A 22,484-nucleotide genomic window follows, 5' to 3' on the forward strand; every position below is an offset into this window, starting at 1 on the left:
ACCCGTTTGGGTTGTATGGTTAAGTGACTAAGCGTACACGGTGGATGCCTTGGCAGTTGGAGGCGATGAAGGACGTATTAACTTGCGATAAGCCTAGTCAAGCTAGTAAAAAGCACTTGAGACTAGGATTTCCGAATGGGGAAACCCACCTGCTTGCAGGTATCGTTAACTGAATACATAGGTTAACGAGGCGAACGCGGAGAACTGAAACATCTAAGTACCCGTAGGAAAAGAAATCAACCGAGATTCCGAAAGTAGCGGCGAGCGAAATCGGAACAGCCCTTAAGCTTATTATGTGTTAATGGAAGGCTCTGGAAAGTGCCACGATACAGGGTGATAGTCCCGTACATGAAAAGACATTTTAAGTGAAATCGAGTAGGTCGGAGCACGTGAAACTTTGACTGAATATAGGTGGACCATCATCTAAGGCTAAATACTCCCAACTGACCGATAGTGAACCAGTACCGTGAGGGAAAGGCGAAAAGAACCCCTGTGAGGGGAGTGAAATAGAACCTGAAACCGTGTACGTACAAGCAGTAGGAGCAGACTTGTTCTGTGACTGCGTACCTTTTGTATAATGGGTCAGCGACTTATATTTTGTAGCGAGGTTAACCGATTAGGGTAGCCGTAGGGAAACCGAGTCTTAACTGGGCGAATAGTTGCAAGGTATAGACCCGAAACCCGGTGATCTAGCCATGGGCAGGTTGAAGGTTGAGTAACATCAACTGGAGGACCGAACCCACTAACGTTGAAAAGTTAGGGGATGACCTGTGGCTAGGAGTGAAAGGCTAATCAAACCGGGAGATAGCTGGTTCTCCCCGAAATCTATTTAGGTAGAGCCTCGGACGAATACTTACGGGGGTAGAGCACTGTTAAGGCTAGGGGGTCATCCCGACTTACCAACCCTTTGCAAACTCCGAATACCGTAAAGTAATATCCGGGAGACACACGGCGGGTGCTAACGTCCGTCGTGAAGAGGGAAACAACCCAGACCGCCAGCTAAGGTCCCAAAGTCATAGTTAAGTGGGAAACGATGTGGAAAGGCCCAGACAGCCAGGAGGTTGGCTTAGAAGCAGCCATCCTTTAAAGAAAGCGTAATAGCTCACTGGTCGAGTCGGTCTGCGCGGAAGATGTAACGGGGCTAAACTATGCACCGAAGCTGCGGATTCATCTTAGGATGAGTGGTAGGGGAGCGTTCTGTAAGCGGTTGAAGGTGTACCGGGAGGTATGCTGGACGTATCAGAAGTGCGAATGCTGACATGAGTAACGATAATGCGGGTGAAAAACCCGCACGCCGGAAGACCAAGGGTTCCTATCCCATGTTAATCAGGGTAGGGTAAGTCGACCCCTAAGGCGAGGCCGAAAGGCGTAGTCGATGGGAAACGGATTAATATTTCCGTACTTGGTATAATTGCGATGGGGGGACGGAGAAGGCTAAGCAAGCATGGCGATGGTTGTCCATGTGAAAGTGAGTAGGGCGTTTGTTTAGGTAAATCCGGACGAACACTAAACCTGAGACACGAGACGAGCTACTACGGTAGTGAAGTTGCTGATGCCATACTTCCAGGAAAAGCCTCTAAGCTTCAGATTATACCGAATCGTACCCCAAACCGACACAGGTGGTCAGGTAGAGAATACTAAGGCGCTTGAGAGAACTCGGGTGAAGGAACTAGGCAAAATCGTACCGTAACTTCGGGAGAAGGTACGCTCCTATCTGTGATGAGACTTGCTCTCTAAGCGGACGGGAGCCGCAGTGACCAGGTGGCTGGGACTGTTTATTAAAAACACAGCACTGTGCAAAATCGCAAGATGACGTATACGGTGTGACACCTGCCCGGTGCCGGAAGGTTAATTGATGGGGTTATCTTCGGAGAAGCTCTTGATCGAAGCCCCGGTAAACGGCGGCCGTAACTATAACGGTCCTAAGGTAGCGAAATTCCTTGTCGGGTAAGTTCCGACCTGCACGAATGGTGTAACCATGGCCACGCTGTCTCCACCCGAGACTCAGTGAAATTGAAATCGCAGTGAAGATGCTGTGTACCCGCGGCTAGACGGAAAGACCCCGTGAACCTTTACTACAGCTTGGCACTGAACATTGAACCTACATGTGTAGGATAGGTGGGAGACTTTGAAGCAGGAACGCTAGTTCTTGTGGAGTCGTCCTTGAAATACCACCCTTGTAGTTTTGATGTTCTAACGTTGGCCCCTGAATCGGGGTTACGGACAGTGCCTGGTGGGTAGTTTGACTGGGGCGGTCTCCTCCCAAAGAGTAACGGAGGAGCACGAAGGTTGGCTAAGTACGGTCGGACATCGTACGGTTAGTGTAATGGTAGAAGCCAGCTTAACTGCGAGACAGACACGTCGAGCAGGTACGAAAGTAGGTCATAGTGATCCGGTGGTTCTGAATGGAAGGGCCATCGCTCAACGGATAAAAGGTACTCCGGGGATAACAGGCTGATACCGCCCAAGAGTTCATATCGACGGCGGTGTTTGGCACCTCGATGTCGGCTCATCACATCCTGGGGCTGAAGTCGGTCCCAAGGGTATGGCTGTTCGCCATTTAAAGTGGTACGCGAGCTGGGTTTAGAACGTCGTGAGACAGTTCGGTCCCTATCTGCCGTGGGCGTTTGAGAATTGAGAGGGGTTGCTCCTAGTACGAGAGGACCGGAGTGAACGAACCGCTGGTGTTCGGGTTGTCATGCCAATGGCATTGCCCGGTAGCTACGTTCGGAACTGATAAGCGCTGAAAGCATCTAAGCGCGAAGCAGGCCTCGAGATGAGTTCTCACTAGACTTTTAAAGTCTCTGAAGGGCCGTTGAAGACTACAACGTTGATAGGCAAGATGTGGAAGTGGTGTGAGCCATTAAGCTAACTTGTACTAATTACCCGTGAGGCTTAACCATACAACGCCAAACGCGTTTTGTGTGACAGTTAAGACAGAAGTTAATGAACTAAAGTAGATATTACTGACAGACTTAAAAAATATTATCAGATATTTTCCAAATTCAGTTAGTGCGTAGAAATACGGATTAACGCCCAAATTTGCTTGGTGACAATAGCGTTTTGGACCCACCTGACTCCATGCCGAACTCAGTAGTGAAACGAAACAGCGCCGATGATAGTGTAGCATTTGCTATGTGAAAGTAGGACATTACCAGGCTTCAAATAAGAGAAACCCGTTACAGCAATGTGACGGGTTTTTTGCTATCTGGGGTTTAGTAAAAGCCAAGACCCCATGCCGAACTCAGTATTTGTATTCCTATACATCAAACAAAACAGCGCGAAGGCGAGCGCCACACAAGGCAAACAGGCACAAAGTAGCATCCCATTTGCTATGTGACTTTTTACCGCTGTGGGCACCACGACATTACCAGGCTTCAAATTGTAGAAAGCCGCTTCAGAAATGAAGCGGCTTTTTTACGTCTGCAGAAAAGTAATCTTCAGTATTCCCTTCTCTAAAGCGAAGCGTCTCTCAAACGAAGCACCTCATTGTGAAGAGTTTTTTGGTTATCTAATACATTACCAGATGATGACGCAGAATTAGCTCTTTGGCTCTTTAGCGCAGGGTACAGCGCCACTGCTATAAAGCTGTTATCCTACTCTAAATGAAAGAAAGTCCGACTCGAAAGAGTAGACTTTTATATGACTGTAAACCTTTAACAGTTTGGCTTGTGGTGTTGGAGTGTTCTATCTTATGTATTCGGTTATTTATTAAAGAAACTTAGTTGCTGGGGTAAAAATTAGAATCAAAAACGCCAACTCAAGGTTGGCGTTTTAATCATGAGGCTAAAGGTTATTTTTAAGGCTAAAGGTTATTTTTAAGCTTTAGGGCCTGCATTTTTAATATCGTCAGATACGTCGTATTTAGCAAAGTTTTCTGTAAAGTCAGCAGCCAATTTAGCTGCATATTCATTATATTTAGCCTTATCTTCCCACGTGTTAATAGGGTTAAGAAGGTTGCTATCAACACCAGGTACTGCAACTGGTACGTTTAAGTTCAATGCATCAATATGTTGAGTTTTAACACCGGCTAATTTACCTGACACTATAGCGTCAATTACAGCACGTGTAGTTGGTATATCAAAACGCTTGCCGATACCGTAAGGACCGCCAGTCCAGCCAGTATTCACTAGGTAAACTTTAGCGCCAAACTCACGTACACGTTTCATTAGAAGCTCAGCATAAACCCCTGCAGGACGTGGGAAGAATGGTGCGCCAAAACAGGTTGAGAATGTAGATTCTATATCGCTTGTTGAACCAATTTCGGTTGAACCTACTTTAGCAGTATACCCGCTTAGGAAGTGGTACGCAGCGGCTTCTTCACTCAGTACAGATACAGGAGGTAATACGCCACTCACATCACATGTTAAGAATACAACAGCTTTAGGCTCACCTGCGCGGTTTTCTACTTTACGCTTTTCAACATGTTCTAATGGATACGCAGCTCTGCTATTTTGGGTCAGACTTGTATCGTTAAAATCTGGCACACCTCTATCATCAAGCACAACATTTTCTAAGATAGTGCCAAAGCGGATTGCATCCCAAATAACAGGCTCATTCTTTTGTGAAAGGTCGATACATTTTGCGTAACAGCCGCCTTCGATGTTAAATACACTACCAGGTGCCCAGCCATGTTCGTCATCGCCGATTAGGAAGCGAGTTGGGTCAGCTGATAACGTTGTTTTACCAGTGCCAGATAAACCGAAGAATAATGCTGTGTCGCCAGCTTCACCAACGTTAGCCGAACAGTGCATTGGTAATACACCCTTAGCTGGTAATAAGAAGTTTTGAACTGAGAACATCGATTTCTTCATTTCACCGGCGTAGCGCATTCCCGCCAGTAATACTTTACGTTGTGCAAAGTTAATAATTACGGTGCCATCGCTGTTAGTGCCATCACGTTCTGGTTCACATACAAACGATGGTACGTTCATCACTTGCCATTGTGGTAAGTTTGAAGCGTTATAGTTTTTAGGTTCAATAAACATGTTTTTGGCAAAAATGTGATGCCATGCAGTTTCTGTTGTGACAACTACAGGTAAATAATGCTCTGGGTCAGCGCCAACTTCTAGGTGAGAGGTGAAGTGGTCATTACTTTGCACATGTGCTTCTACGCGTGCCCATAAAGCATCAAATTTGTCAGCATCGAAAGGACGGTTTACATTGCCCCATTGAATTTCATTTTGTGTTGTAGCTTCTTGTACAATAAAACGATCTCGAGGTGAACGGCCTGTTCGTTTTCCTGTAATGGCTACGAAAGCACCATTTGCGGCTAAAGTTCCTTCGCCACGGCGGATCGCATGCTCGACAAGTTCAGCTGCGGTTAAATCGACAAAACGTGTAGCGCTTGTAATCATGTTTATACCTAACTATGTATGAGAGTTTGAACGGGATAGCTCTGGGTAAATAGTGCCCTTCAGCTGTAATGATAGTAACAGAAGGTTTTCAGATATTCGAGCCTGTAAAGCCCTTAAAAACATATATATTTGCAAAAAAACATGAATAATTTCAATGATACCGGTGTCATTAAATGTCACTTTTTATGACACCGGTATCATCTTTTTATAATATAAAACCGCATATTTTGCGGCTTTATATAGGAAGATGAGCTGAGATGGAGTTTTTAGTTGAAAATACTCTTAATGTCTTGCTCATTAAACGTATATTCTTTTAAGCAGTAATGACAGTTGATATTAACACTGCCGTTTTCTGCTACATCATCGAGTAGTTCTTGTTGTCCTACATTAACTAATGCGGTGATTGTTTTGTCGCGACTACAGCCACATTTGAAACGTATGCTTTGTGGTTCAAAAACACGTGGATTATCTTCATGATACAAACGAGTTAAGATTGTATTTGCATCAAGATTTAATAACTCTTCATCTTTAATCGTATTGCTGAGTGCTTCTAGGTGGGTGAAGTCTTCAATCGACTTTTGTTTATCAACAGGCAGTACCTGTAAAAATAAACCACATGCCTTTGCACTGCCTTCGGTTGTATTGGTTGCAAACCATAAACGAGTTTTTAACTGCTCTGATTGTTCAAAGTAGCTTTCAATACATTCACTTAGAGTGTCATGCTCTAGAGGGACTATACCTTGGTAGCGCTCACCTTTATCTGGCGTAATAGTAATAACCATATAGCCATTACCGATTAGTTCTTTGACAGTACTGCCTGTCACTTCACTTTGTAGACGAGCAATACCACGCATATTTTGCTTATCATCACCATTTATTACTGCATATTTAACGGGTCCGTCACCTTGCAGTTGCACGGCTATTTCACCTTCAAATTTTAATGTAGCAGTAAGTAAGCAAGTAGCGACCAATAGCTCACCTAGTAATGCTTTTACAGGTGCTGGGTAATTATGGTTTGCAATCATTTCATTGTAGGCACTCTCAATTTGAACGAGTTCGCCACGAACATCTAGTTCGTTGAATAAATAACGGTGAAGTAAATCTTGTTGCATGAGCGGCTATACCTAACTTGATTTCATTTTTAAAAGTTCGCGTCTTTGCTTTTTATCGGGTTTTTTATCCGGATGAGGAGCAAAAAAGCTATTATTTTTACGTGCGATGCTGTTTTCTTCGCGTTTGGCGATACTAGCATCAGATTCTTGGTACAAGGTCTGAGCAATGGGGGCGCTTTGTCGTTTTTCAAGCACTTTCGTTATGGTTACGATTTTTTCATCTACACCTTGAGCGAGTTTCACTATCGCACCAACTTCGACTATTTTACTCGCCTTTGTTCGCTGTCCATTATAATGCACTTTACCGCCTTGTACCATTTCCCTTGCTATCGCACGTGTTTTATAAAAGCGTGCTGCCCATAACCATTTATCTAATCGAACTTTTAAGTTATCTACGAGGTCAGAGTCTTTATTACTATTACTTTTTTTACTCATAATGTATTTGTACCTGCAGTAATTTGTTATCTAAAATTTACCACGAAATCTATCTAGGATGAAGGTATTACAGTGGGTGTTTGTTTTTTGTTCAAGTAAATAGAAGTTATTCATTCTGTTTACAAAGTTTAATATTAGTGTGCTTGTTGAATGAAAAATGAAAGGGTACTATGGGGACGCGCTTACGCAGTAAATTAAAAAAAGAACACTATTTATGGAACAGCAAATCCAACAGCTAAAACACATTTTAACTCGATTACCGCATGCTAAATTAAGTGCGTTAGTCACGCTATTAGTTGTTGTTTACCTTGCATTTTTATTATCAAAATTGGTTTGGCTTTTATGGCCTCAACCTCAGGTATCTTTACTTAGCCCTACTCAGTTTGCCACACAGTCATCGGGAACAAGTAATAATTCGGCACAACGTATTGTTGAGCAGTTTTTGTTTGGTAAAAAAACGGTAACAAACAGCGCTAATACTGCAAAACAATCACAAGTTATTAATGACGCCCCTGAAACACGTTTAAGTATTAACTTAACAGGCATAGTAGCTGTAAGTAATGATGATAAAGCAGGCGTTGCAATTATTGAGTCGCAGGGCAAGCAGGTTAGCTATCTTGTCGATGAAGTTGTATCTGGGACCCGTGCAAAAGTAGCGCAAATACTTCCTGACCGTGTCATTTTAAGTGTAAATGCCCGTTTTGAAACGCTTATGCTTGATGGACTCGATTTTACCAAAACAGTCTCTATGCCGGTGCTCGCTGCAAAAGATGAGCAAGAAATGGGGCCGCAACGATTAGATGGCAGTGAAGAACAAATAAATGCGACTGCGGATCCCGAAGTTAAAGCTGCCATTATAGAAACACGCGAAGAATTATTAGAAGAACCCGGTAAACTTTTCGATTACATACGTGTATCTCAAGCAATGAGTGAAGGCGAACTCATTGGTTACCTCTTAAGTCCGGGAAAAGAACCCGCACTATTTAAGCAAATGGGATTAAAAAATAACGATTTAGCTGTTTCTATTAACGGCTATCAATTAACAGATTTAAAACAGGCTATGTCAGCCATAAACGAGCTGCGCAATAGCACCGATGCGACTATCACCATTGAGCGTGATGGTGAGCAAATAGATGTGCAATTTAGCCTGCAATAACTTAGCTTTGGAGTTTTAACATAATGGTTCAGGTGCTACACCTCACAAAAATTAAAAAAGGGTTAGCTAAGTACGCAGCACTTTTTTTGGCGGCAAGTATTTCTTTGTCTGTTTCTGCAGTTGAATATGCAGCAAACTTTAAGGGTACTGATATCAACGAGTTTATTAATATTGTTGGTAAAAACCTTAATAAGACGGTGATTATAGATCCCAACGTGCGTGGTAAAGTGAATGTACGTAGCTATGAGTTAATGGATGAAGATCTTTACTATCAATTCTTTTTAAATGTATTAGAAGTTTACGGCTACTCAGCTGTTGAAATGGATAATGGCATTATTAAAGTAGAAAAAAGTTCTGATGCTAAAAAATCGAATGTGCCACTAATTACTGAAAACAGTTCTGCATCGGGCGATATGATGATCACCCGTGTAGTGCGCGTAAAAAATGTAAGCGTGCAAGAACTAGGACCATTAGTTCGTCAATTTAGCGATCAAAAAGATGGTGGCCATGTTGCTAACTTTAATGCTGCAAACGTAATGATGTTGACTGGCCATGCTGCATCAGTAAACCGCTTAGTGGAAATTATTCGCTCAGTTGATCAAGCCGGTGATAAGCGTGTTGATATTGTAAAGCTTAAATACGCAACGGCTGATGACGTAGTCTCTGTAGTAGAAAATATTTATAAAGATAGTGGCAAAGGAAGCGTACCAGAATTTTTGATTCCTAAAGTCGTAGCCGACGGCCGTACCAATAGCGTAATTGTAAGTGGTGAAGGGCAAGCCCGCACACGTGCAATCGAGCTAATTAAGCGTCTTGATGGTGAGCTTGAAAGCCAAGGCAACACTAAAGTATTTTATTTAAACTATGCCAAATCGGAGGACTTAGTTAAGGTTCTTCAGGGTGTAAGTAAAACGTTAACCGAGGAAGCTCAAGGTAGCGCAACTAAAACGCGTTCGCGTAGTAACAACGAAACAAGCATTGAGGCACACCCAGAGTCAAACTCACTAATAATTACTGCACAGCCAGATACTATGCGTTCATTAGAATCAGTTATTGAGCGATTAGATATTCGTCGCGCACAAGTATTAGTTGAAGCAATAATTATTGAAGTAATGGAAGGCGATGGCGTTAATTTAGGCTTGCAGTGGATTTCAGAGCAAGGTGGCATGCTGCAGTTTAATAATGGCACAACGGTACCTGTTGGGTCGTTAGCTGTTGCAGCAGAGCAAGCTGCAGATCAAACAGTAACTAAAACAATTATAGGTACAGAGTCAGGCACGGTTACACCTTACACAGAAACAACGGAAGGTGATTACGGACCGCTTGCATCATTACTTAGTGGTATTAATGGCTTAGCACTGGGCGTTATAAAAAATGACTGGGGCGCAATTATTCAGGCAGTAGCAACTGATACCAATTCAAATATTTTGGCCACGCCTTCAATTACCACCATGGATAACGAAGAAGCCTCTATTTTAGTGGGTCAAGAAGTACCCATTATTACCGGATCTCAAACGGGCACTAACAATAGCAACCCATTTCAAACGGTTGAGCGTCAAGAAGTAGGTATTAAACTTATTGTAACGCCACAAATTAACGATGGCTCAGCGGTACAGCTTACCATTGAGCAAGAAGTATCAAGCGTAAGCGGTGCAACCGCGGTTGATATTTCAGTAAATAAACGTGCTATTAAAACAACGGTTATTGCTGATGATGGTGGTATGGTTGTTTTAGGTGGTTTAATAGATGAAGACGTTCAAGAAAGTGTGTCTAAAGTTCCATTATTAGGTGATATTCCTGTTTTAGGGCACCTATTTAGGTCAACAAACACGACTCGCCGTAAGCGTAACTTAATTGTATTTATCCGCCCAACGATCATCCGTGATGGGGTGAGCATGAATAAGTTAAGTTTTAACAAGTATAACTTTATTCGTGGTGAGCAAACTAAGCAGCAAGAAGATGGTATTGATTTAATGCCAATGACCGATACCCCTGTATTACCAGAGTGGAATGATGAGTTAGTACTTCCGCCAACTTATGAAGAGCATTTACGTAAACAAAATGCACAAGAGCGTAAAGATGACTAATGCGATACAAGAGATAAACCAAGACGTGGTTCATCCTAATACGCATAGTGCAGATGAACCCTTAGCTGATGACGTACTCGTTGAGTTGCCAGCAAAACGTTTACCATTTTCGTACGCGCGACGTGCAGGTGTTTTGCTTAGTGAATATCAAGGCCAAACTACCGTGTACTTTCGTGGTGAGCTTGATTTAGATGTATTACTAGAAGTTCGCCGAGTCGCAGGTCATGGCTTTAAATTAGAGCAGCTTGAAGATGACAAGTTTGAATTGTTGCTAGAGTCATCTTACCAACGCGATAGCTCTGAAACTCAGCAAATGATGGAAGATATTGGTAACGAAGTTGATCTGTTTTCTTTAGCTGATGAGCTCCCGCAAACTGAAGATTTATTAGCTGGTGATGACGATGCGCCTATTATTAAACTCATTAATGCCATGCTTAGCGAGGCAATAAAAGAGGGCGCGTCAGATATTCATATTGAAACGTTCGAGCAAGAGCTTGTGATTCGTTTCAGGGTTGACGGGGTTTTAAAAGAAGTACTAAAACCAAATCGTAAACTTGCCTCATTGCTTGTATCGCGTATTAAGGTAATGGCAAAACTCGATATAGCTGAAAAACGTATTCCGCAAGATGGTCGAATTAGCTTGCGTATTGCAGGACGTGCAGTAGATGTGCGTGTATCAACCATGCCGTCGAGCTTTGGAGAGCGAGTAGTATTGCGTTTACTTGATAAGAACAATGCTCGCCTAAACCTAGAAGATTTAGGTATGACTCCAAAAAACCGTGAGTTGTTTGCTGACTTAATTAGCAAGCCGCACGGTATTATTTTGGTAACAGGGCCAACAGGTTCTGGTAAAAGTACCACCTTGTATGCAGGTATGAGCCAAATAAATTCTCGCGATCGTAATATTCTGACTGTAGAAGATCCTATTGAATATGAGATCCCAGGTATTGGTCAAACGCAAGTAAATACAAAAGTAGATATGACGTTTGCAAGAGGGTTACGTGCTATTTTGCGTCAAGATCCCGATGTGGTAATGGTGGGTGAAATACGTGATCTTGAAACTGCACAAATAGGGGTTCAAGCATCACTTACTGGTCACTTAGTTATGTCTACACTGCATACAAATACGGCATCTGGTGCTATTACTCGAATGGAAGACATGGGCGTTGAACCGTTTTTGCTTTCTTCATCGCTATTAGGTGTTTTATCTCAGCGCTTAGTACGTACGTTGTGTAACAGCTGTAAAGAAGGGCATGTGGCAGACGAACGTGAATGTCAGCTTTTAGGTGTACCATTTGAGAGCAAGCCAACGATTTACCGTGCAATAGGCTGTGAAGAATGTAACTTTAATGGTTACAAAGGTCGTACTGGTATACACGAGTTACTTGTTGTAGATGAAACAATTCGAGAAATGATCCACAACGGTAAAGGTGAGCAAAGTGTAGAAAAATACATCCGCACTCATAGCCCAAGTATTCGCCAAGATGGTTGCAGCCGTGTGCTTGCAGGAAAAACCACGCTTGAAGAAGTGCTGCGTGTTACCCGTGAGGAAGGCTAATAATGGCTGCGTTTGAATATCGGGCATTAGATGGCCGCGGCAAAGAAAAAAAAGGTATTTTAGAGGCCGACACCGCCAAGCAAGTTCGTCAGCTTCTGCGCGATAAAAGCTTAACCCCTTTAGAGGTTGTGCCTGCGGCTCAGAGTGATAAACAGGTAAAGGGTGAGAAAGCGCCTTTATTTGGTAGCCTTTTTAAACCAAGTATTTCTACATCTGAACTTGCGCTCATCACACGCCAGTTAGCAACGTTAATTCAGTCAGCATTACCAGTTGAGGGCGCGGTTATGGCGGTGGCTGAGCAGTGTGAAAAGCCACGTTTAAAACGTATGTTAATGTCGGTTCGTTCAAAAGTTGTTGAAGGCTATACCCTTGCTGATGGTATGAGTGAGTTTCCCCATGTGTTTGACGACTTATATCGTTCAATGGTGGCTGCGGGTGAAAAGTCAGGGCATCTTGACCAAGTACTTAATCGCTTAGCCGATTACACCGAGCAGCGTCAGCATATGCGTAGTCAAATAACACAGGCTATGGTTTACCCAACTATTCTAGTTATTTTTGCCATTGGTATAGTGTCGGTTTTATTAGGTACTGTTGTTCCTAAAATACTAAAAACCTTTGAAAAAACTAAACAAGTATTACCTTGGACCACCGAGTGGGTAATGGCTGGGAGTCATTTTGTACAAAATTACTGGTTTATTAGCCTACTAGCCATCACCGGCATTGCGATTGGCATTAAGTACGCATTAAAAAAACCACAAGTGCGCTTTTGGTGGGACGACCGTGTGCTGCACATGCCGGGTATTGGTAAGGTGGCTCGTGGTATTAATACCGCTCGCTTTGCTCGTACGTTAAGTATTTTATCTTCAAGCTCTGTGCCACTACTTGAAGGAATGCGGATTTCTGGCGATGTACTCGTAAACGAAAAAATCAAGAAGTCGGTAGCCGACGCAGCTGACAGAGTAAGCGAAGGTGCAAGCCTTAGAGCGGCCTTACAGCAAACTAAATTGTTCCCGCCGATGATGCTACATATGATCGCCAGTGGTGAAAAATCAGGTGAGCTAGAGCAAATGTTAGAGCGTGCAGCGAATAACCAGGACCGTGAATTTGAAAGCATGGTTAACGTATCGCTTAAGTTATTAGAGCCTGCAATGATTGCTTCTATGGCTGTTATCGTTTTATTTATTGTTATGGCCATTTTGCAGCCTATTATGGCAATGAACAAAGCAGTTGGGCTCTAAATTTAAATAGTTTTTATATATTAATGGTTTTACCTAAACCATTTTTGCTTAGTGTTTTTAGAATAATGAGGTAATTACGTGAACAAACAATCAGGTTTTTCTTTACTAGAAGTAATGGTGGTACTGGTTATCATCGGGATGATTATGTCTATTGTTGCGCCAAATATTATGGGCCAACAAGAAGAGGCCGCTATTGATAAAGCGCATTTAGATATTCAGCAGCTTGAAGATGCGATGAGCTTATACAAGCTTAAAAATAAAAGTTACCCGAGCACAGAGCAAGGTCTTGAAGCGTTAGTGACTAAAACGTCTATTGAACCTGTTCCTAAACGTTTTCCTGATGGCGGCTTTATCAGCGAATTACCAGAAGACCCATGGGGTAATACATACTTATTAATAAGCCCAGGTGAAATTGGTAAATTTGATATTTTCTCTATGGGACCAGACGGTGAAGTCGGTACCGACGACGACATTGGTAACTGGGATGAAGAAAAGCAGTAATGAGTCAGTCTACTGGTCTTAACCTAAATGTACTTGTTGAAGGCTTACTATGAACGTAGGTCTTCAATCAATGCACAAGGAAAAGGGCTTTAGCTTAATCGAGATTTTAGTTGTATTAGTTGTTATCGCTTTTGCAACAAAAATGGTGGTATACAGCTTAGATGGCGGCGCCGAAGATGAGTTAGATGCTCAAGCGCTTAGGTTGCATACCACCATTAATATGGCGTCAGAATTTGCAATTTTAAATCAGGTAGAGCTTGGCTTACTCGTTGAGAAAAATACCCTAGAATATTTAGTATTTGATGGAGAAAAATGGGCAACCTTTGACAGAGAAGAGTTATTTAAACCCATAGAGTTGGACCCACGCCTAAAGCTTACCCTCAACTTAGAAGACCTTGCATGGGCTCAAGATAATCTACTTGAACAGTCTAATTGGCGAGAGCTTATGAGTGGTGGTGAAGACGATAGCTTACTCGAACTTAAAAAGCTTAAAATACCTCAAGTACTTATTTTATCGTCGGGCGAAGTAAGCGCATTTCAGTTAATTCTTGAGCTAAAAGATCAAAGTGACCCTGTTTACTTTATTGAGGGTGAATTTACAGCACCAGTAAATTTAAGAAGAGAGCCAGAGTAATGACATTAAGTAAAGGCTTTACCTTGTTAGAAGTACTTGTTGCTTTGAGTATTTGTGCAATGGCAGGTATTGCAGCAATGCAAGCCACTGGCGAGCATATTCATCACTTAACAACAATTGAAGAACAAACATATGCCTCCTGGGTTGCTGAAAATGTCATTATTGAACAACGGGTAAAAGGCGAGCAATGGCAAGGTAAAAATAACTTACGTGGTAGTGAGGTTATGGGTGGTGTTGAATGGTTTTGGCAGCAAGAGGTTGTGCCCACTGCAGATAAAAGCTTTGTTAAATTAACCATAAATGTATTTATCGATGAAAAGTACGAACAGTCAGTCTATGAGCTTTCAACGTATTTAAATAAAGGTAAAAAGTAAGTGAAGCAGCGCGGATTTACATTACTTGAAGTAATGGTTGCTTTGGGGATTTTAGCTTTTGTTGTTATTTCTACGCACCAAATACTAGACAGCACAACTAAAGCAAAAGACGCATCGGACGAAAAAATAGCGGAACTTAATGGCTTACAAACAACGTTTAGACTTATGGACCAAGACTTTAGCCAAATGACTAAACGTGCAGTTAGAAACGAGTCTGGTGACGTACAAGAATATTATTTATTAGCAGGGCGTTATGTGCTTGAAAGCCAATATGACGGCATTGCATTTGTAAGAGACGGTTGGATAAACCCAATAAATTTATTGCCTCGGTCAGAGCTGCAGGCTGTTGGATATAGGGTCATAGATGATAATCTTGAGCGTGTGTATCGCGTGTACGTTGATCAGCTTGATAATATGGAGCCACGTGTACAGCAGGTATTAGAAAACGTCGAAGAGCTTAAGTTTGAATTTTTAGACAGTGATAATAAGTGGCAAGAACAATGGGAAGTAAAAGCATTGCCTAAAGCGGTTGCGGTTACTTTACAACAAATAGAGGCCGAACCTATTCGCCGTGTATTTTTAGTTCCTGGGCAAGGAAGTAGAAGTAATGGGTAGGCAGTCTTCGCGCGGAGCAGCGCTGGTTATTGTGTTATTTATTGTTGCATTAGCTGCTATTTTAGCCGTAGAAATGAGTGCTAATTTAATGGTGCAAGTGCAAAAAAGTACTAATTTACAAGGTCACCAACAAGCAAAATGGTATGCTTACGGTGCTGAAGAGTTAGCTATTAAAGGGCTCATTCAAAGCAAAAAAGATGACCCAGATAAAACAACGCTTGATCAAGTATGGGCAACACAAGGTAACGCAGCATACCCAGTTGATAACGGCACATTAAGTGGTTCAATTACTGACTTGCAATCATGTTTAAATTTAAACGCCATAGCGATTGAACCCGATACAAATAGCGCTGATAAAACAAACCCTGCACACAAAGCACTGTTTGCCTTACTTGAAAATATAGAAGATTTACCAGCGGATGAATCGGAAGAAGCAATGGCTGATAGCGTGTTCGACTGGCTGGATGAAAATAGCATAACGTATCGCTCAGGTGCTGAAGAGGGAGAGTACTTATCTCGTAAATTTCCGTATATGACTGCTAATAGTTTATTTGCATCTCCATCGGAACTTCGCTTGGTAAAAGGCTTTAACCCGCTAGTAATGGAAAAAGTACTGCCTTATGTATGTGTTATACCGGGGAGCACTCAGCTTTTAATTAACATTAATACAATAGCACCAGAACAGGCTTTACTATTAAGCGCGCTGATGGATAATTTAAGTTTGTCAGCTGCAGAGGCTGTCATTGCCGCAAGACCACAAACAGGTTTTGATTCTTTAGAAGAATTTTTTGAACAGGTACAGCAACAAGGCGGTACAAACACTGAATCAGTGAAAGACTTATTTAGTATTAAAAGCGAATATTTTAAATTACAAACGCAGGCAAACTTTGTAGATCTGCGTTTTTCGATGACCACCTTACTGCACGCCAAAGACGGCGAAGTAACGATACTGGCGCGAAAATTTGGAGGCGTACAGTGACAGAAATATTGTTGATCCGTACGGGTCAAACCCAACAAGAACGATTAAATTGGCTTGTATATTCACCACAAGAACAAGAAATAATAGCCAGTGGTGAGCTATCAAGCGCAGGCAATTTGAATGAATTAAGTGAAAAAGCAGCCAACAGGGAAGTGGTTGTTTTATTGCCAAGCGATCAAGTGCAATTAAAAACGGTAACACTACCCACAAAGTGGAATCGCAAATTAGAGCAAGCACTTCCTTACATGCTTGAAGAAGATATAGCCTGCGATGTAGACGATTTGTATATAGCTATAGGCGAAGCAACCATGGTTGGTGAGCAGCATGCTATTCAGGTTGCTATGACTGACCGCGAATGGTTTGAGCAATGGCTCGCGTTGTTTGTGGAACATGAGCTGCCTGTTTATAAAATATTACCTGATGCACTGTTGTTACCCTCTGTAGGTGAAGGAGAGGCTAGTGCTATAGAGCTCAATCAGCAGTGGCTGTTTAAGCAAGGGGCATGGCATATTAGTGCGGTTGAATTAAGCTGGTTGTCAGGTTACTTGACTGCGTTAGGTAACCCTGAGGTTAAACACTTTAGCCCAGCGGAAGACTTCCCAGAGGGGGCTAATTTACAAGCGCAAACAAGTCAGTACGATCTCCCGTTAGCTTTATTTGCTAAGCAATTAAATAACGTTAAATTCAACCTTCGCCAAGGTGTTTACCAGCTTAAAAAGAAGAGCGCGCTCTGGTGGGGTTACTGGAAAGGCGCGGCAATTTTTACAGCCGTCGCATTGGGCTCTACTTTAGTTATAAAGGCAATTGAGTTGCAACAGCTTAATTCTCAGGTCGATATAGTAAAAAACCAAGTAGTTGAGCGATACCAGACAGCATTCCCCGGATCTAAAGTGCATCCTAATTTGATAAAAAATCAGATTAAAGGCGCATTAGATAGAATAGAAGGCTCTGATGAATCCGGTTTTTTAGAGCTGACGACTAATTTGGTTGATGTATTTTCACAAGTGAATGAGTTCACACCAGAAACATTACGTTACGACAAACGAAGAAACGAATTACGTATTCGCGCGCGTGCTAAAGACTTTCAAACCTTTGGTAAAGTAAAAACCATACTTGAAAAGCAAGGCTTAACGGTAGAGCAAGGGTCTTTAAATAACGATGGTGATTTTGTGGTAGGTGAGATTAAATTGCGAGGTGCCGCATGAAAGCACAAGCGATAAAATACTGGCGTTCTTTAAAAGAACAAGAGCAGCAACTTATTATGGTTGCTGGTGGTATATTTGTTATTTTTGTTCTTGTGATGGGGATATTCAGGCCGTTAAATAACGCCATAACAAAAGCAGAACAATCGAAAATTAAGCAACAGGCTTTGCTCGTGTGGGTTGACGAAAGCATAGTAAAGCTAAAAGCAGCGGGTAATACGCGTGTTGCGAGTAGTCAAAATCTAAGCCAAGTGGTTAACTCTACCCGAAGTCGCTATCAAATCAATATTAGTAAAATGCAGCCTAGTGATGGTTCGCTGCGTTTAACGCTCGACTCAGTAGAGTTTAATAAACTAGTAGAATGGCTCGATGAATTAGTGAATCAACATGGTTTAAAAATTGAAAACTTAGATTTAAGTCGCGACGATAAATCGGGTTATGTAAGAGTAAGCCGTTTGGTAATAGAGAATTAATAAATGAAAAGAATAATTATATTATCGGCTGTCTTTTTAATTAGTTTTATTGTGTTTTGTATTATTAAATTACCCGCAGCTATCGCGCTTGATTTAGCAAAACCCCATTTCCCTAAGCAGTTAGAAGTAGGGCAGGCTGTAGGCACTGTATGGCAAGGCCAATTAATGCAAGTTCGTTTTGATGGCGAGCAGTTAAACAATGTGCGCTGGGATATCGCCGGTTGGGCATTATTTACTGGCAATTTAAATACTAATATAAAGTTTGGAAATGCTCGCGAACGCACCGATATATCGGGATATGCAACCGTCAGCTATGGATTGTTTAATCATACTTTAAAAGTAACAGATGGTTTAGTTCGCTCAACGGTAGATCGAGCTATGCAACGAGTTCAGTTACCATTACCTGTTACAGCAAAGGGGCGTGTAATACTTGAGCTAGATGAATACACCTCTGGTGCTCCTTACTGTGAATCATTAAAGGGTGAAATAGCGAGCCCAAATATCGACGTGCAAGGCTTAAATGGTTGGTTTAATATAGGGCCTCTGGCTGGCAAGTTAAGCTGTAAGTCGGGCGATGTGGCAATATTAATCAACCCTGATAACACCCTTGGGCTTGAAGCCGATGCCACTCTTAAAGCTAACTTTGACTTTAGCGTAGCAGGGTATGTAAAACCAGATGCTAGCTTACCAAAAGATGTTCACGATGCGGTTAAGTTTTTAGGCCGACCAGATAGCCAAGGTCGTTACCCGCTCAATTTTTAATGTTTTGATATAAAGAGTTTTAATGCAACTACCGCAATTCACTGAGCTGCATGCTAAGCAGCTCAGCACATTTCTAAATACCCAACCTCAAGCCATGACCTTTGAACAAAGCCAAGGTTATTTGTTTGGCGTTATATGTTCACCCGACCCTCTTGATGTGCACGAATGGGTTGATGTGATACTCAATAATTCAGCAAACGAATTAGATGAAGAAACGCTATTTTTATTTATGGCGTTTTACCATCAAATAAGTGAACAGGTGTTTGAAGTAGGGTATAAACTGCCACCACAGTACGACAGTGCATTTTGCTCGCAGTGGAGCCAAGGCTTTTTAACAGCAAGTAATGCTTACACGCAAAAGCTATTAGCAGCAACGAAGTTAGATGCACAGTACAAAGAGGCCTTAGAAACCGCACAAGCAACCCTCAGCTTTTTTGCATTAGATACACAGCTTATCTCTCAAATAGCATCACAAAATTCAATGAATACATTGCAGTTGTGTGAACAACAATATGACCTTATGGGGGATTTTGCACTTGGTTTTGCAGAGCTAGTAGAAATAGTGGCGCTCAATAGTGGTTTGTATAACGATGATGGCTGGGACGAGTAGTTAGCGTTAAACTTTTTAGTAATGGCGCTTTAATTAATATCAAGCGCCAAGATCTAAAATAATATCTGTGCAGCCTTGCTTGCACTTCACCACGCCTTTTCCCACTTCGCTGGTGGCTAAATCGAGTGTGAGTACCGTATTACATTTTTCGCATTTTAGCGTTTTACCTTGTGCTAACTGTTTAAGCATATTACGTTGCTTGTGAAACGAATCACTGGTTTTTTTGTTTAAATTAGAAAAGTCCATTATTTAGCCCGTTTTTGCTCGAGTGATTCAGACACTATTTTACACACTTTATTTAAGCGTTCAGCGTAGAAATAAAGGTTTAAGTCGCGTTCACGACAGTAGCGCAAATTAAATAGCTGAACTGCGTCATCAGTGGTGAATGTTTTTTCTACGTATTCTTTTTCTGAGCTTGAAAGTGTTAGCTCATTACTAATTCTGTTTTTTGCTAAATTAGCAGCAGGGCTTCTATTTACTTTACTTGCATCACTTAAAAAGCCAATACCTTCGCCTAATAGCTTTTCGCGTGGTTCTTTTACAAGTGGATGATCAATGGTAAAAAACGCAAGGATCACAATTATCAAAATAATAAACTTCTTCATGGATACGTAAACCTTGATCTAAATAGGGTTGAATTATCAAGCAGTGTAATAAACTGCCTTTTAAAAGCAAGTAACTGAGATGAATAAATTAGTTGTAATCTATACCAGTAATTTTAGCCAATATTGATATAATAACTAACAAAAGTTAGATATTTCTGAAATATCTGAAAGTATTTAATTTATGATTCATTAAACAAGTCTTACTTAGCAAGTTACTTGCTACACTATGAGTATAGAGCATTTGATTAGTGCTCAGCTTTTATTTTCCAAGCGGTGTTGAGGAACTTCGATGGACAAACAGATTAAAGTAAAAAACATTCCTGTTGAGGTAAAAATTCAAAAGCCGGATTTAAGCCGTCAAGATGATAGATTTAACCCCCGTAACCGCATTTATGTGAGAGCCGTAAAAGGTCTTCACCAATTACTAAGACAGCGCATTGGTTTTTTAGGCATGCTCGCATTTATGGTTTTGCCATGGATAAACTTTAACGGCCAGCAAGCCGTGCTATTTGATTTAATAGCACAAAAATACAATATTTTTGGTCTAACTTTATGGCCTCAAGACTTCACCATACTGGCGTTTATATTCATGCTGGCGGCTTTTGCGCTGTTTTTGGTAACTACATTTTATGGACGAGTCTGGTGCGGATATACTTGTCCTCAAACGGTATGGACCTTCATTTTTATCTGGTTTGAAGAAAAACTTGAAGGCACAGCAAATCAACGTAAAAAGCTCGATCAACGGCCTATGGACTTTGACAAGTTCTGGCGAAAAACAGCTAAGCATTCCAGCTGGGTGTTGTTTTCTTTGTATACTTCTATTTCGTTTGTTGGTTACTTCACACCGATAAGAGAGCTACTCCCTGATTTTATAACCTTTAATGTTGGCGGTTATGCACTAGTGAGCATTTTAGTATTTGCTGTGTGTACATATGGCAACGCAGGCTGGATGCGTGAAATTATGTGTTTGCATATCTGTCCCTACTCACGTTTTCAGTCGGCAATGTTTGACAAAGATACCTACACAGTAACCTATGATGAAAGCCGAGGTGAAAGCCGGGGCCCTCGCTCACGTAAGGTTGCCCACGCAGATTTAGAAATAGGTGACTGTATTGACTGTAACCTATGTGTACAAGTCTGCCCAACAGGCATTGATATAAGAAACGGTTTGCAGGCTGAGTGTATAAATTGTGGTGCGTGTATTGATGCGTGTGATGGCGTAATGGATAAAATGGAGTACCCGCGAGGGTTAATTTCGTATACCACAGAACGTAATCTTGAGACGCCAGAAAATAAAACCAATCCTCTACGAGCCAAAATTATTGGGTATACGGTCATACTAGTGTTGCTAACAGGCGCGCTTGTTACAAATATTGCACTGCGTAAACCAATGGACTTTGATATTATTCGTGATCGAAATCAGCTATATCGTGTCGACTTTAATGGCTTGGTTGAAAACACATATACCTTAAAGGTCATCAATAAGGCGCAATATGAGCAAACCTTTAACATTAAAGTGGTAGGGCTAGAAAACTTTAAATACATAGGTAAACAAGTATTTACTGTTCAAGCAGGTCAATCGCATAATGTGCCATTATCACTCGTTATGGACCCTTATGACTTAAAAGCGCCTATAACAGAGTTTAATTTTGTATTGTCGCCAGTTAATGAACCGGATGAAACAATTTCGCAATCGAGCAACTTTTTTAGAGCGCGATAGCCGTACTTTCTAATTCGGTAAATATAGCAATAACAAAAGCGGGTTTAACCCGCTTTTCATTTATATAAGAAGAGCATGAGCAAATTTAGCTTTATAGATTTAACCCCAGATTTAATACTTGATGCGATAGAAACCATAGGTATTTATCCCGAGTCTGGGTTACTAGCGCTTAACAGTTATGAAAATAGAGTTTATCAATTTAAAGCCGAAGACGGTCTGCGTTACGTAGTAAAGTTTTATCGTCCCGAGCGTTGGAGTAAAGCACAAATTCAAGAGGAGCACGATTTTGCTTTTGAGCTTGCTGACGCTGAAGTACCCGTTGTAGCCCCTGTTTTACATAATGGACAAAGCTTGTTTGAACACCAGGGTTATATGTTTGTGGTATTCCCAAGTGTGGGTGGGCGATTATTTGAAGTAGATAATTTAGATCAGCTTGATGTTATGGGACGTTTAATTGGTCGAATGCACCAAGTAGCTAAAACCAAACCCTTTACTTACAGACCAACAATAAGCTGTGAAGAATATTTGCATACAGCTAAAGTTCATCTTCAAAAAAGTAACTTGGTGCCAATGGGATTAAGCACTGCTTTTTATACTATTTTAGATTTGGTAATTGAGCAGACACAAAAGCAGTATCAAGATACAAATTGTATTCGCTTACATGGCGATTGCCACGCAGGCAATATATTATGGGCTGGCGATGCGCTAATGTTCGTGGATTTAGACGATAGTCGTCAAGGGCCTGCTATTCAAGATCTATGGATGATGCTCAGTGGCGACAGACCAACGCAACTGTTACAGTTAGACACTTTGGTGGGAGCGTATGAAGAATTTTGTGATTTTGACCACGCTCAACTCAAATTAATTGAACCGCTGCGAGCAATGCGTATTATTCACTACATGGGATGGGTGGCAAAAAGGTGGAGCGATCCAGCTTTTGTGCGGAACTTTTCATGGTTTGCTGATGACAAATACTGGGAGCAACAAATTTTAGCGCTTAAAGAACAACTTGCTGCACTGCAAGAACCGCCGTTAAAGTTATTGCCGTAAATTATTATTTAATGAC

The 22,484-nt window shown here is 41.5% G+C and carries 20 protein-coding genes and 2 rRNA genes; 17 read left to right on the plus strand and 5 right to left on the minus strand.

Going from position 1 to position 22,484, the window contains the following annotated elements; all coding sequences use genetic code 11:
- The first annotated feature begins 17 nt into the window (after window positions 1-17).
- Together ATS72_RS12670 and rrf are read left to right on the plus strand one after the other, a co-directional pair.
- Window positions 18-2,903 (plus strand): 23S ribosomal RNA (locus tag ATS72_RS12670).
- Between the two features lie 142 nt (window positions 2,904-3,045).
- Window positions 3,046-3,160 (plus strand): 5S ribosomal RNA (rrf, locus tag ATS72_RS12675).
- A 658-nt stretch (window positions 3,161-3,818) separates the two neighbouring features.
- Here the strand turns inward: rrf and ATS72_RS12680 are convergent.
- The 3 genes from ATS72_RS12680 to hslR form a co-directional block, all read right to left on the minus strand.
- Window positions 3,819-5,357 carry a phosphoenolpyruvate carboxykinase gene (locus ATS72_RS12680; RefSeq protein ID WP_058430375.1) on the minus strand — a complete coding sequence of 513 codons (1,539 nt, stop codon included), beginning with the start codon at window positions 5,355-5,357 and terminating at the stop codon, window positions 3,819-3,821.
- Window positions 5,358-5,623: 266 nt separating this feature from the next.
- The gene (gene hslO / locus ATS72_RS12685) at window positions 5,624-6,469 is read right to left on the minus strand and encodes an Hsp33 family molecular chaperone HslO (RefSeq protein WP_058430374.1); all 846 of its coding nucleotides are present in this window, start codon (window positions 6,467-6,469) and stop codon (window positions 5,624-5,626) included.
- A 12-nt stretch (window positions 6,470-6,481) separates the two neighbouring features.
- Entirely contained in the window at window positions 6,482-6,904 is a 423-nt protein-coding gene (gene hslR / locus ATS72_RS12690; RefSeq protein ID WP_058430373.1) for a ribosome-associated heat shock protein Hsp15, read from the minus strand.
- A 214-nt stretch (window positions 6,905-7,118) separates the two neighbouring features.
- Here hslR and gspC point away from each other — a divergent pair, with 214 nt between their 5' ends.
- The 13 genes from gspC to ATS72_RS12755 all read left to right on the plus strand — a co-directional run bounded on the left by gspC (window position 7,119) and on the right by ATS72_RS12755 (window position 19,093).
- Window positions 7,119-8,060 carry a type II secretion system protein GspC gene (gene gspC, locus ATS72_RS12695; RefSeq protein WP_058430372.1) on the plus strand — a complete coding sequence of 314 codons (942 nt, stop codon included), beginning with the start codon at window positions 7,119-7,121 and terminating at the stop codon, window positions 8,058-8,060.
- 23 nt (window positions 8,061-8,083) lie between these two features.
- Window positions 8,084-10,147, plus strand: a complete 2,064-nt coding sequence (gspD, locus tag ATS72_RS12700; RefSeq protein ID WP_010558130.1) for a type II secretion system secretin GspD — start codon at window positions 8,084-8,086, stop codon at window positions 10,145-10,147.
- Window positions 10,140-11,705, plus strand: coding sequence for a type II secretion system ATPase GspE (gspE, locus tag ATS72_RS12705; RefSeq protein ID WP_058430371.1), 1,566 nt, complete (start codon window positions 10,140-10,142; stop codon window positions 11,703-11,705). Before gspD ends, gspE begins: the two co-directional genes overlap by 8 nt.
- 2 nt (window positions 11,706-11,707) lie before the next feature.
- A complete protein-coding gene (gene gspF, locus ATS72_RS12710; RefSeq protein ID WP_006794633.1) occupies window positions 11,708-12,943 on the plus strand; it encodes a type II secretion system inner membrane protein GspF in 1,236 nt (411 codons plus the stop codon).
- Window positions 12,944-13,021: 78 nt separating this feature from the next.
- The gene (gspG, locus tag ATS72_RS12715) at window positions 13,022-13,444 is read left to right on the plus strand and encodes a type II secretion system major pseudopilin GspG (RefSeq protein ID WP_006794634.1); all 423 of its coding nucleotides are present in this window, start codon (window positions 13,022-13,024) and stop codon (window positions 13,442-13,444) included.
- 49 nt (window positions 13,445-13,493) lie between these two features.
- Complete coding sequence (locus ATS72_RS12720; protein ID WP_058430370.1) at window positions 13,494-14,078, plus strand: prepilin-type N-terminal cleavage/methylation domain-containing protein; 585 nt, start codon at window positions 13,494-13,496, stop codon at window positions 14,076-14,078.
- On the plus strand, window positions 14,078-14,452 hold the full coding sequence (gene gspI / locus ATS72_RS12725) for a type II secretion system minor pseudopilin GspI (RefSeq protein WP_006794636.1): 375 nt from the start codon (window positions 14,078-14,080) through the stop codon (window positions 14,450-14,452). Before ATS72_RS12720 ends, gspI begins: the two co-directional genes overlap by 1 nt.
- Window positions 14,453-15,067, plus strand: coding sequence for a type II secretion system minor pseudopilin GspJ (gspJ, locus tag ATS72_RS12730; RefSeq protein ID WP_006794637.1), 615 nt, complete (start codon window positions 14,453-14,455; stop codon window positions 15,065-15,067).
- Complete coding sequence (gene gspK / locus ATS72_RS12735; protein ID WP_006794638.1) at window positions 15,060-16,046, plus strand: type II secretion system minor pseudopilin GspK; 987 nt, start codon at window positions 15,060-15,062, stop codon at window positions 16,044-16,046. The genes gspJ and gspK overlap by 8 nt, the downstream gene beginning before the upstream one ends.
- Window positions 16,043-17,251, plus strand: coding sequence for a type II secretion system protein GspL (gene gspL / locus ATS72_RS12740; RefSeq protein ID WP_058430369.1), 1,209 nt, complete (start codon window positions 16,043-16,045; stop codon window positions 17,249-17,251). Before gspK ends, gspL begins: the two co-directional genes overlap by 4 nt.
- Window positions 17,248-17,721, plus strand: coding sequence for a type II secretion system protein GspM (gene gspM / locus ATS72_RS12745; protein ID WP_008129639.1), 474 nt, complete (start codon window positions 17,248-17,250; stop codon window positions 17,719-17,721). Before gspL ends, gspM begins: the two co-directional genes overlap by 4 nt.
- Before the next feature lie 3 nt (window positions 17,722-17,724).
- Entirely contained in the window at window positions 17,725-18,483 is a 759-nt protein-coding gene (locus tag ATS72_RS12750; protein WP_058430368.1) for a type II secretion system protein N, read from the plus strand.
- A gap of 22 nt (window positions 18,484-18,505) precedes the next feature.
- Window positions 18,506-19,093, plus strand: coding sequence for a UPF0149 family protein (locus ATS72_RS12755; protein ID WP_006794642.1), 588 nt, complete (start codon window positions 18,506-18,508; stop codon window positions 19,091-19,093).
- 39 nt (window positions 19,094-19,132) lie between these two features.
- On the opposite strand, the gene ATS72_RS12760 is transcribed toward ATS72_RS12755, so the two are convergent.
- A complete protein-coding gene (locus tag ATS72_RS12760) occupies window positions 19,133-19,339 on the minus strand; it encodes a hypothetical protein (RefSeq protein WP_006794643.1) in 207 nt (68 codons plus the stop codon).
- Entirely contained in the window at window positions 19,339-19,698 is a 360-nt protein-coding gene (locus ATS72_RS12765) for a hypothetical protein (RefSeq protein ID WP_006794644.1), read from the minus strand. Before ATS72_RS12765 ends, ATS72_RS12760 begins: the two co-directional genes overlap by 1 nt.
- A 289-nt stretch (window positions 19,699-19,987) precedes the next feature.
- On the opposite strand from ATS72_RS12765, the gene ccoG reads away from it, so the two are divergent.
- Window positions 19,988-21,418 (plus strand): cytochrome c oxidase accessory protein CcoG, encoded by a 1,431-nt coding sequence (gene ccoG, locus ATS72_RS12770; protein WP_058430367.1) that lies wholly within the window; start codon window positions 19,988-19,990, stop codon window positions 21,416-21,418.
- Between the two features lie 75 nt (window positions 21,419-21,493).
- A complete protein-coding gene (locus tag ATS72_RS12775; protein ID WP_058430366.1) occupies window positions 21,494-22,468 on the plus strand; it encodes a serine/threonine protein kinase in 975 nt (324 codons plus the stop codon).
- Window positions 22,469-22,484: the final 16 nt, after the last annotated feature.

Origin of the sequence: Pseudoalteromonas sp. 13-15 (assembly GCF_001468205.2) — a bacterium.
GTDB lineage: Bacteria > Pseudomonadota > Gammaproteobacteria > Enterobacterales > Alteromonadaceae > Pseudoalteromonas > Pseudoalteromonas marina.

Coding starts and splice junctions, on each gene's coding strand:
- ATS72_RS12680 (WP_058430375.1), bottom strand. CDS start 5,357: ATGATTACAAGCGCTACACGTTTTGTCGATTTAACCGCAGCTGAACTT.
- hslO (WP_058430374.1), bottom strand. CDS start 6,469: ATGCAACAAGATTTACTTCACCGTTATTTATTCAACGAACTAGATGTT.
- hslR (WP_058430373.1), bottom strand. CDS start 6,904: ATGAGTAAAAAAAGTAATAGTAATAAAGACTCTGACCTCGTAGATAAC.
- gspC (WP_058430372.1), top strand. CDS start 7,119: ATGGAACAGCAAATCCAACAGCTAAAACACATTTTAACTCGATTACCG.
- gspD (WP_010558130.1), top strand. CDS start 8,084: ATGGTTCAGGTGCTACACCTCACAAAAATTAAAAAAGGGTTAGCTAAG.
- gspE (WP_058430371.1), top strand. CDS start 10,140: ATGACTAATGCGATACAAGAGATAAACCAAGACGTGGTTCATCCTAAT.
- gspF (WP_006794633.1), top strand. CDS start 11,708: ATGGCTGCGTTTGAATATCGGGCATTAGATGGCCGCGGCAAAGAAAAA.
- ATS72_RS12720 (WP_058430370.1), top strand. CDS start 13,494: ATGAACGTAGGTCTTCAATCAATGCACAAGGAAAAGGGCTTTAGCTTA.
- gspI (WP_006794636.1), top strand. CDS start 14,078: ATGACATTAAGTAAAGGCTTTACCTTGTTAGAAGTACTTGTTGCTTTG.
- gspK (WP_006794638.1), top strand. CDS start 15,060: ATGGGTAGGCAGTCTTCGCGCGGAGCAGCGCTGGTTATTGTGTTATTT.
- gspM (WP_008129639.1), top strand. CDS start 17,248: ATGAAAGCACAAGCGATAAAATACTGGCGTTCTTTAAAAGAACAAGAG.
- ATS72_RS12750 (WP_058430368.1), top strand. CDS start 17,725: ATGAAAAGAATAATTATATTATCGGCTGTCTTTTTAATTAGTTTTATT.
- ATS72_RS12755 (WP_006794642.1), top strand. CDS start 18,506: ATGCAACTACCGCAATTCACTGAGCTGCATGCTAAGCAGCTCAGCACA.
- ATS72_RS12760 (WP_006794643.1), bottom strand. CDS start 19,339: ATGGACTTTTCTAATTTAAACAAAAAAACCAGTGATTCGTTTCACAAG.
- ATS72_RS12765 (WP_006794644.1), bottom strand. CDS start 19,698: ATGAAGAAGTTTATTATTTTGATAATTGTGATCCTTGCGTTTTTTACC.
- ccoG (WP_058430367.1), top strand. CDS start 19,988: ATGGACAAACAGATTAAAGTAAAAAACATTCCTGTTGAGGTAAAAATT.
- ATS72_RS12775 (WP_058430366.1), top strand. CDS start 21,494: ATGAGCAAATTTAGCTTTATAGATTTAACCCCAGATTTAATACTTGAT.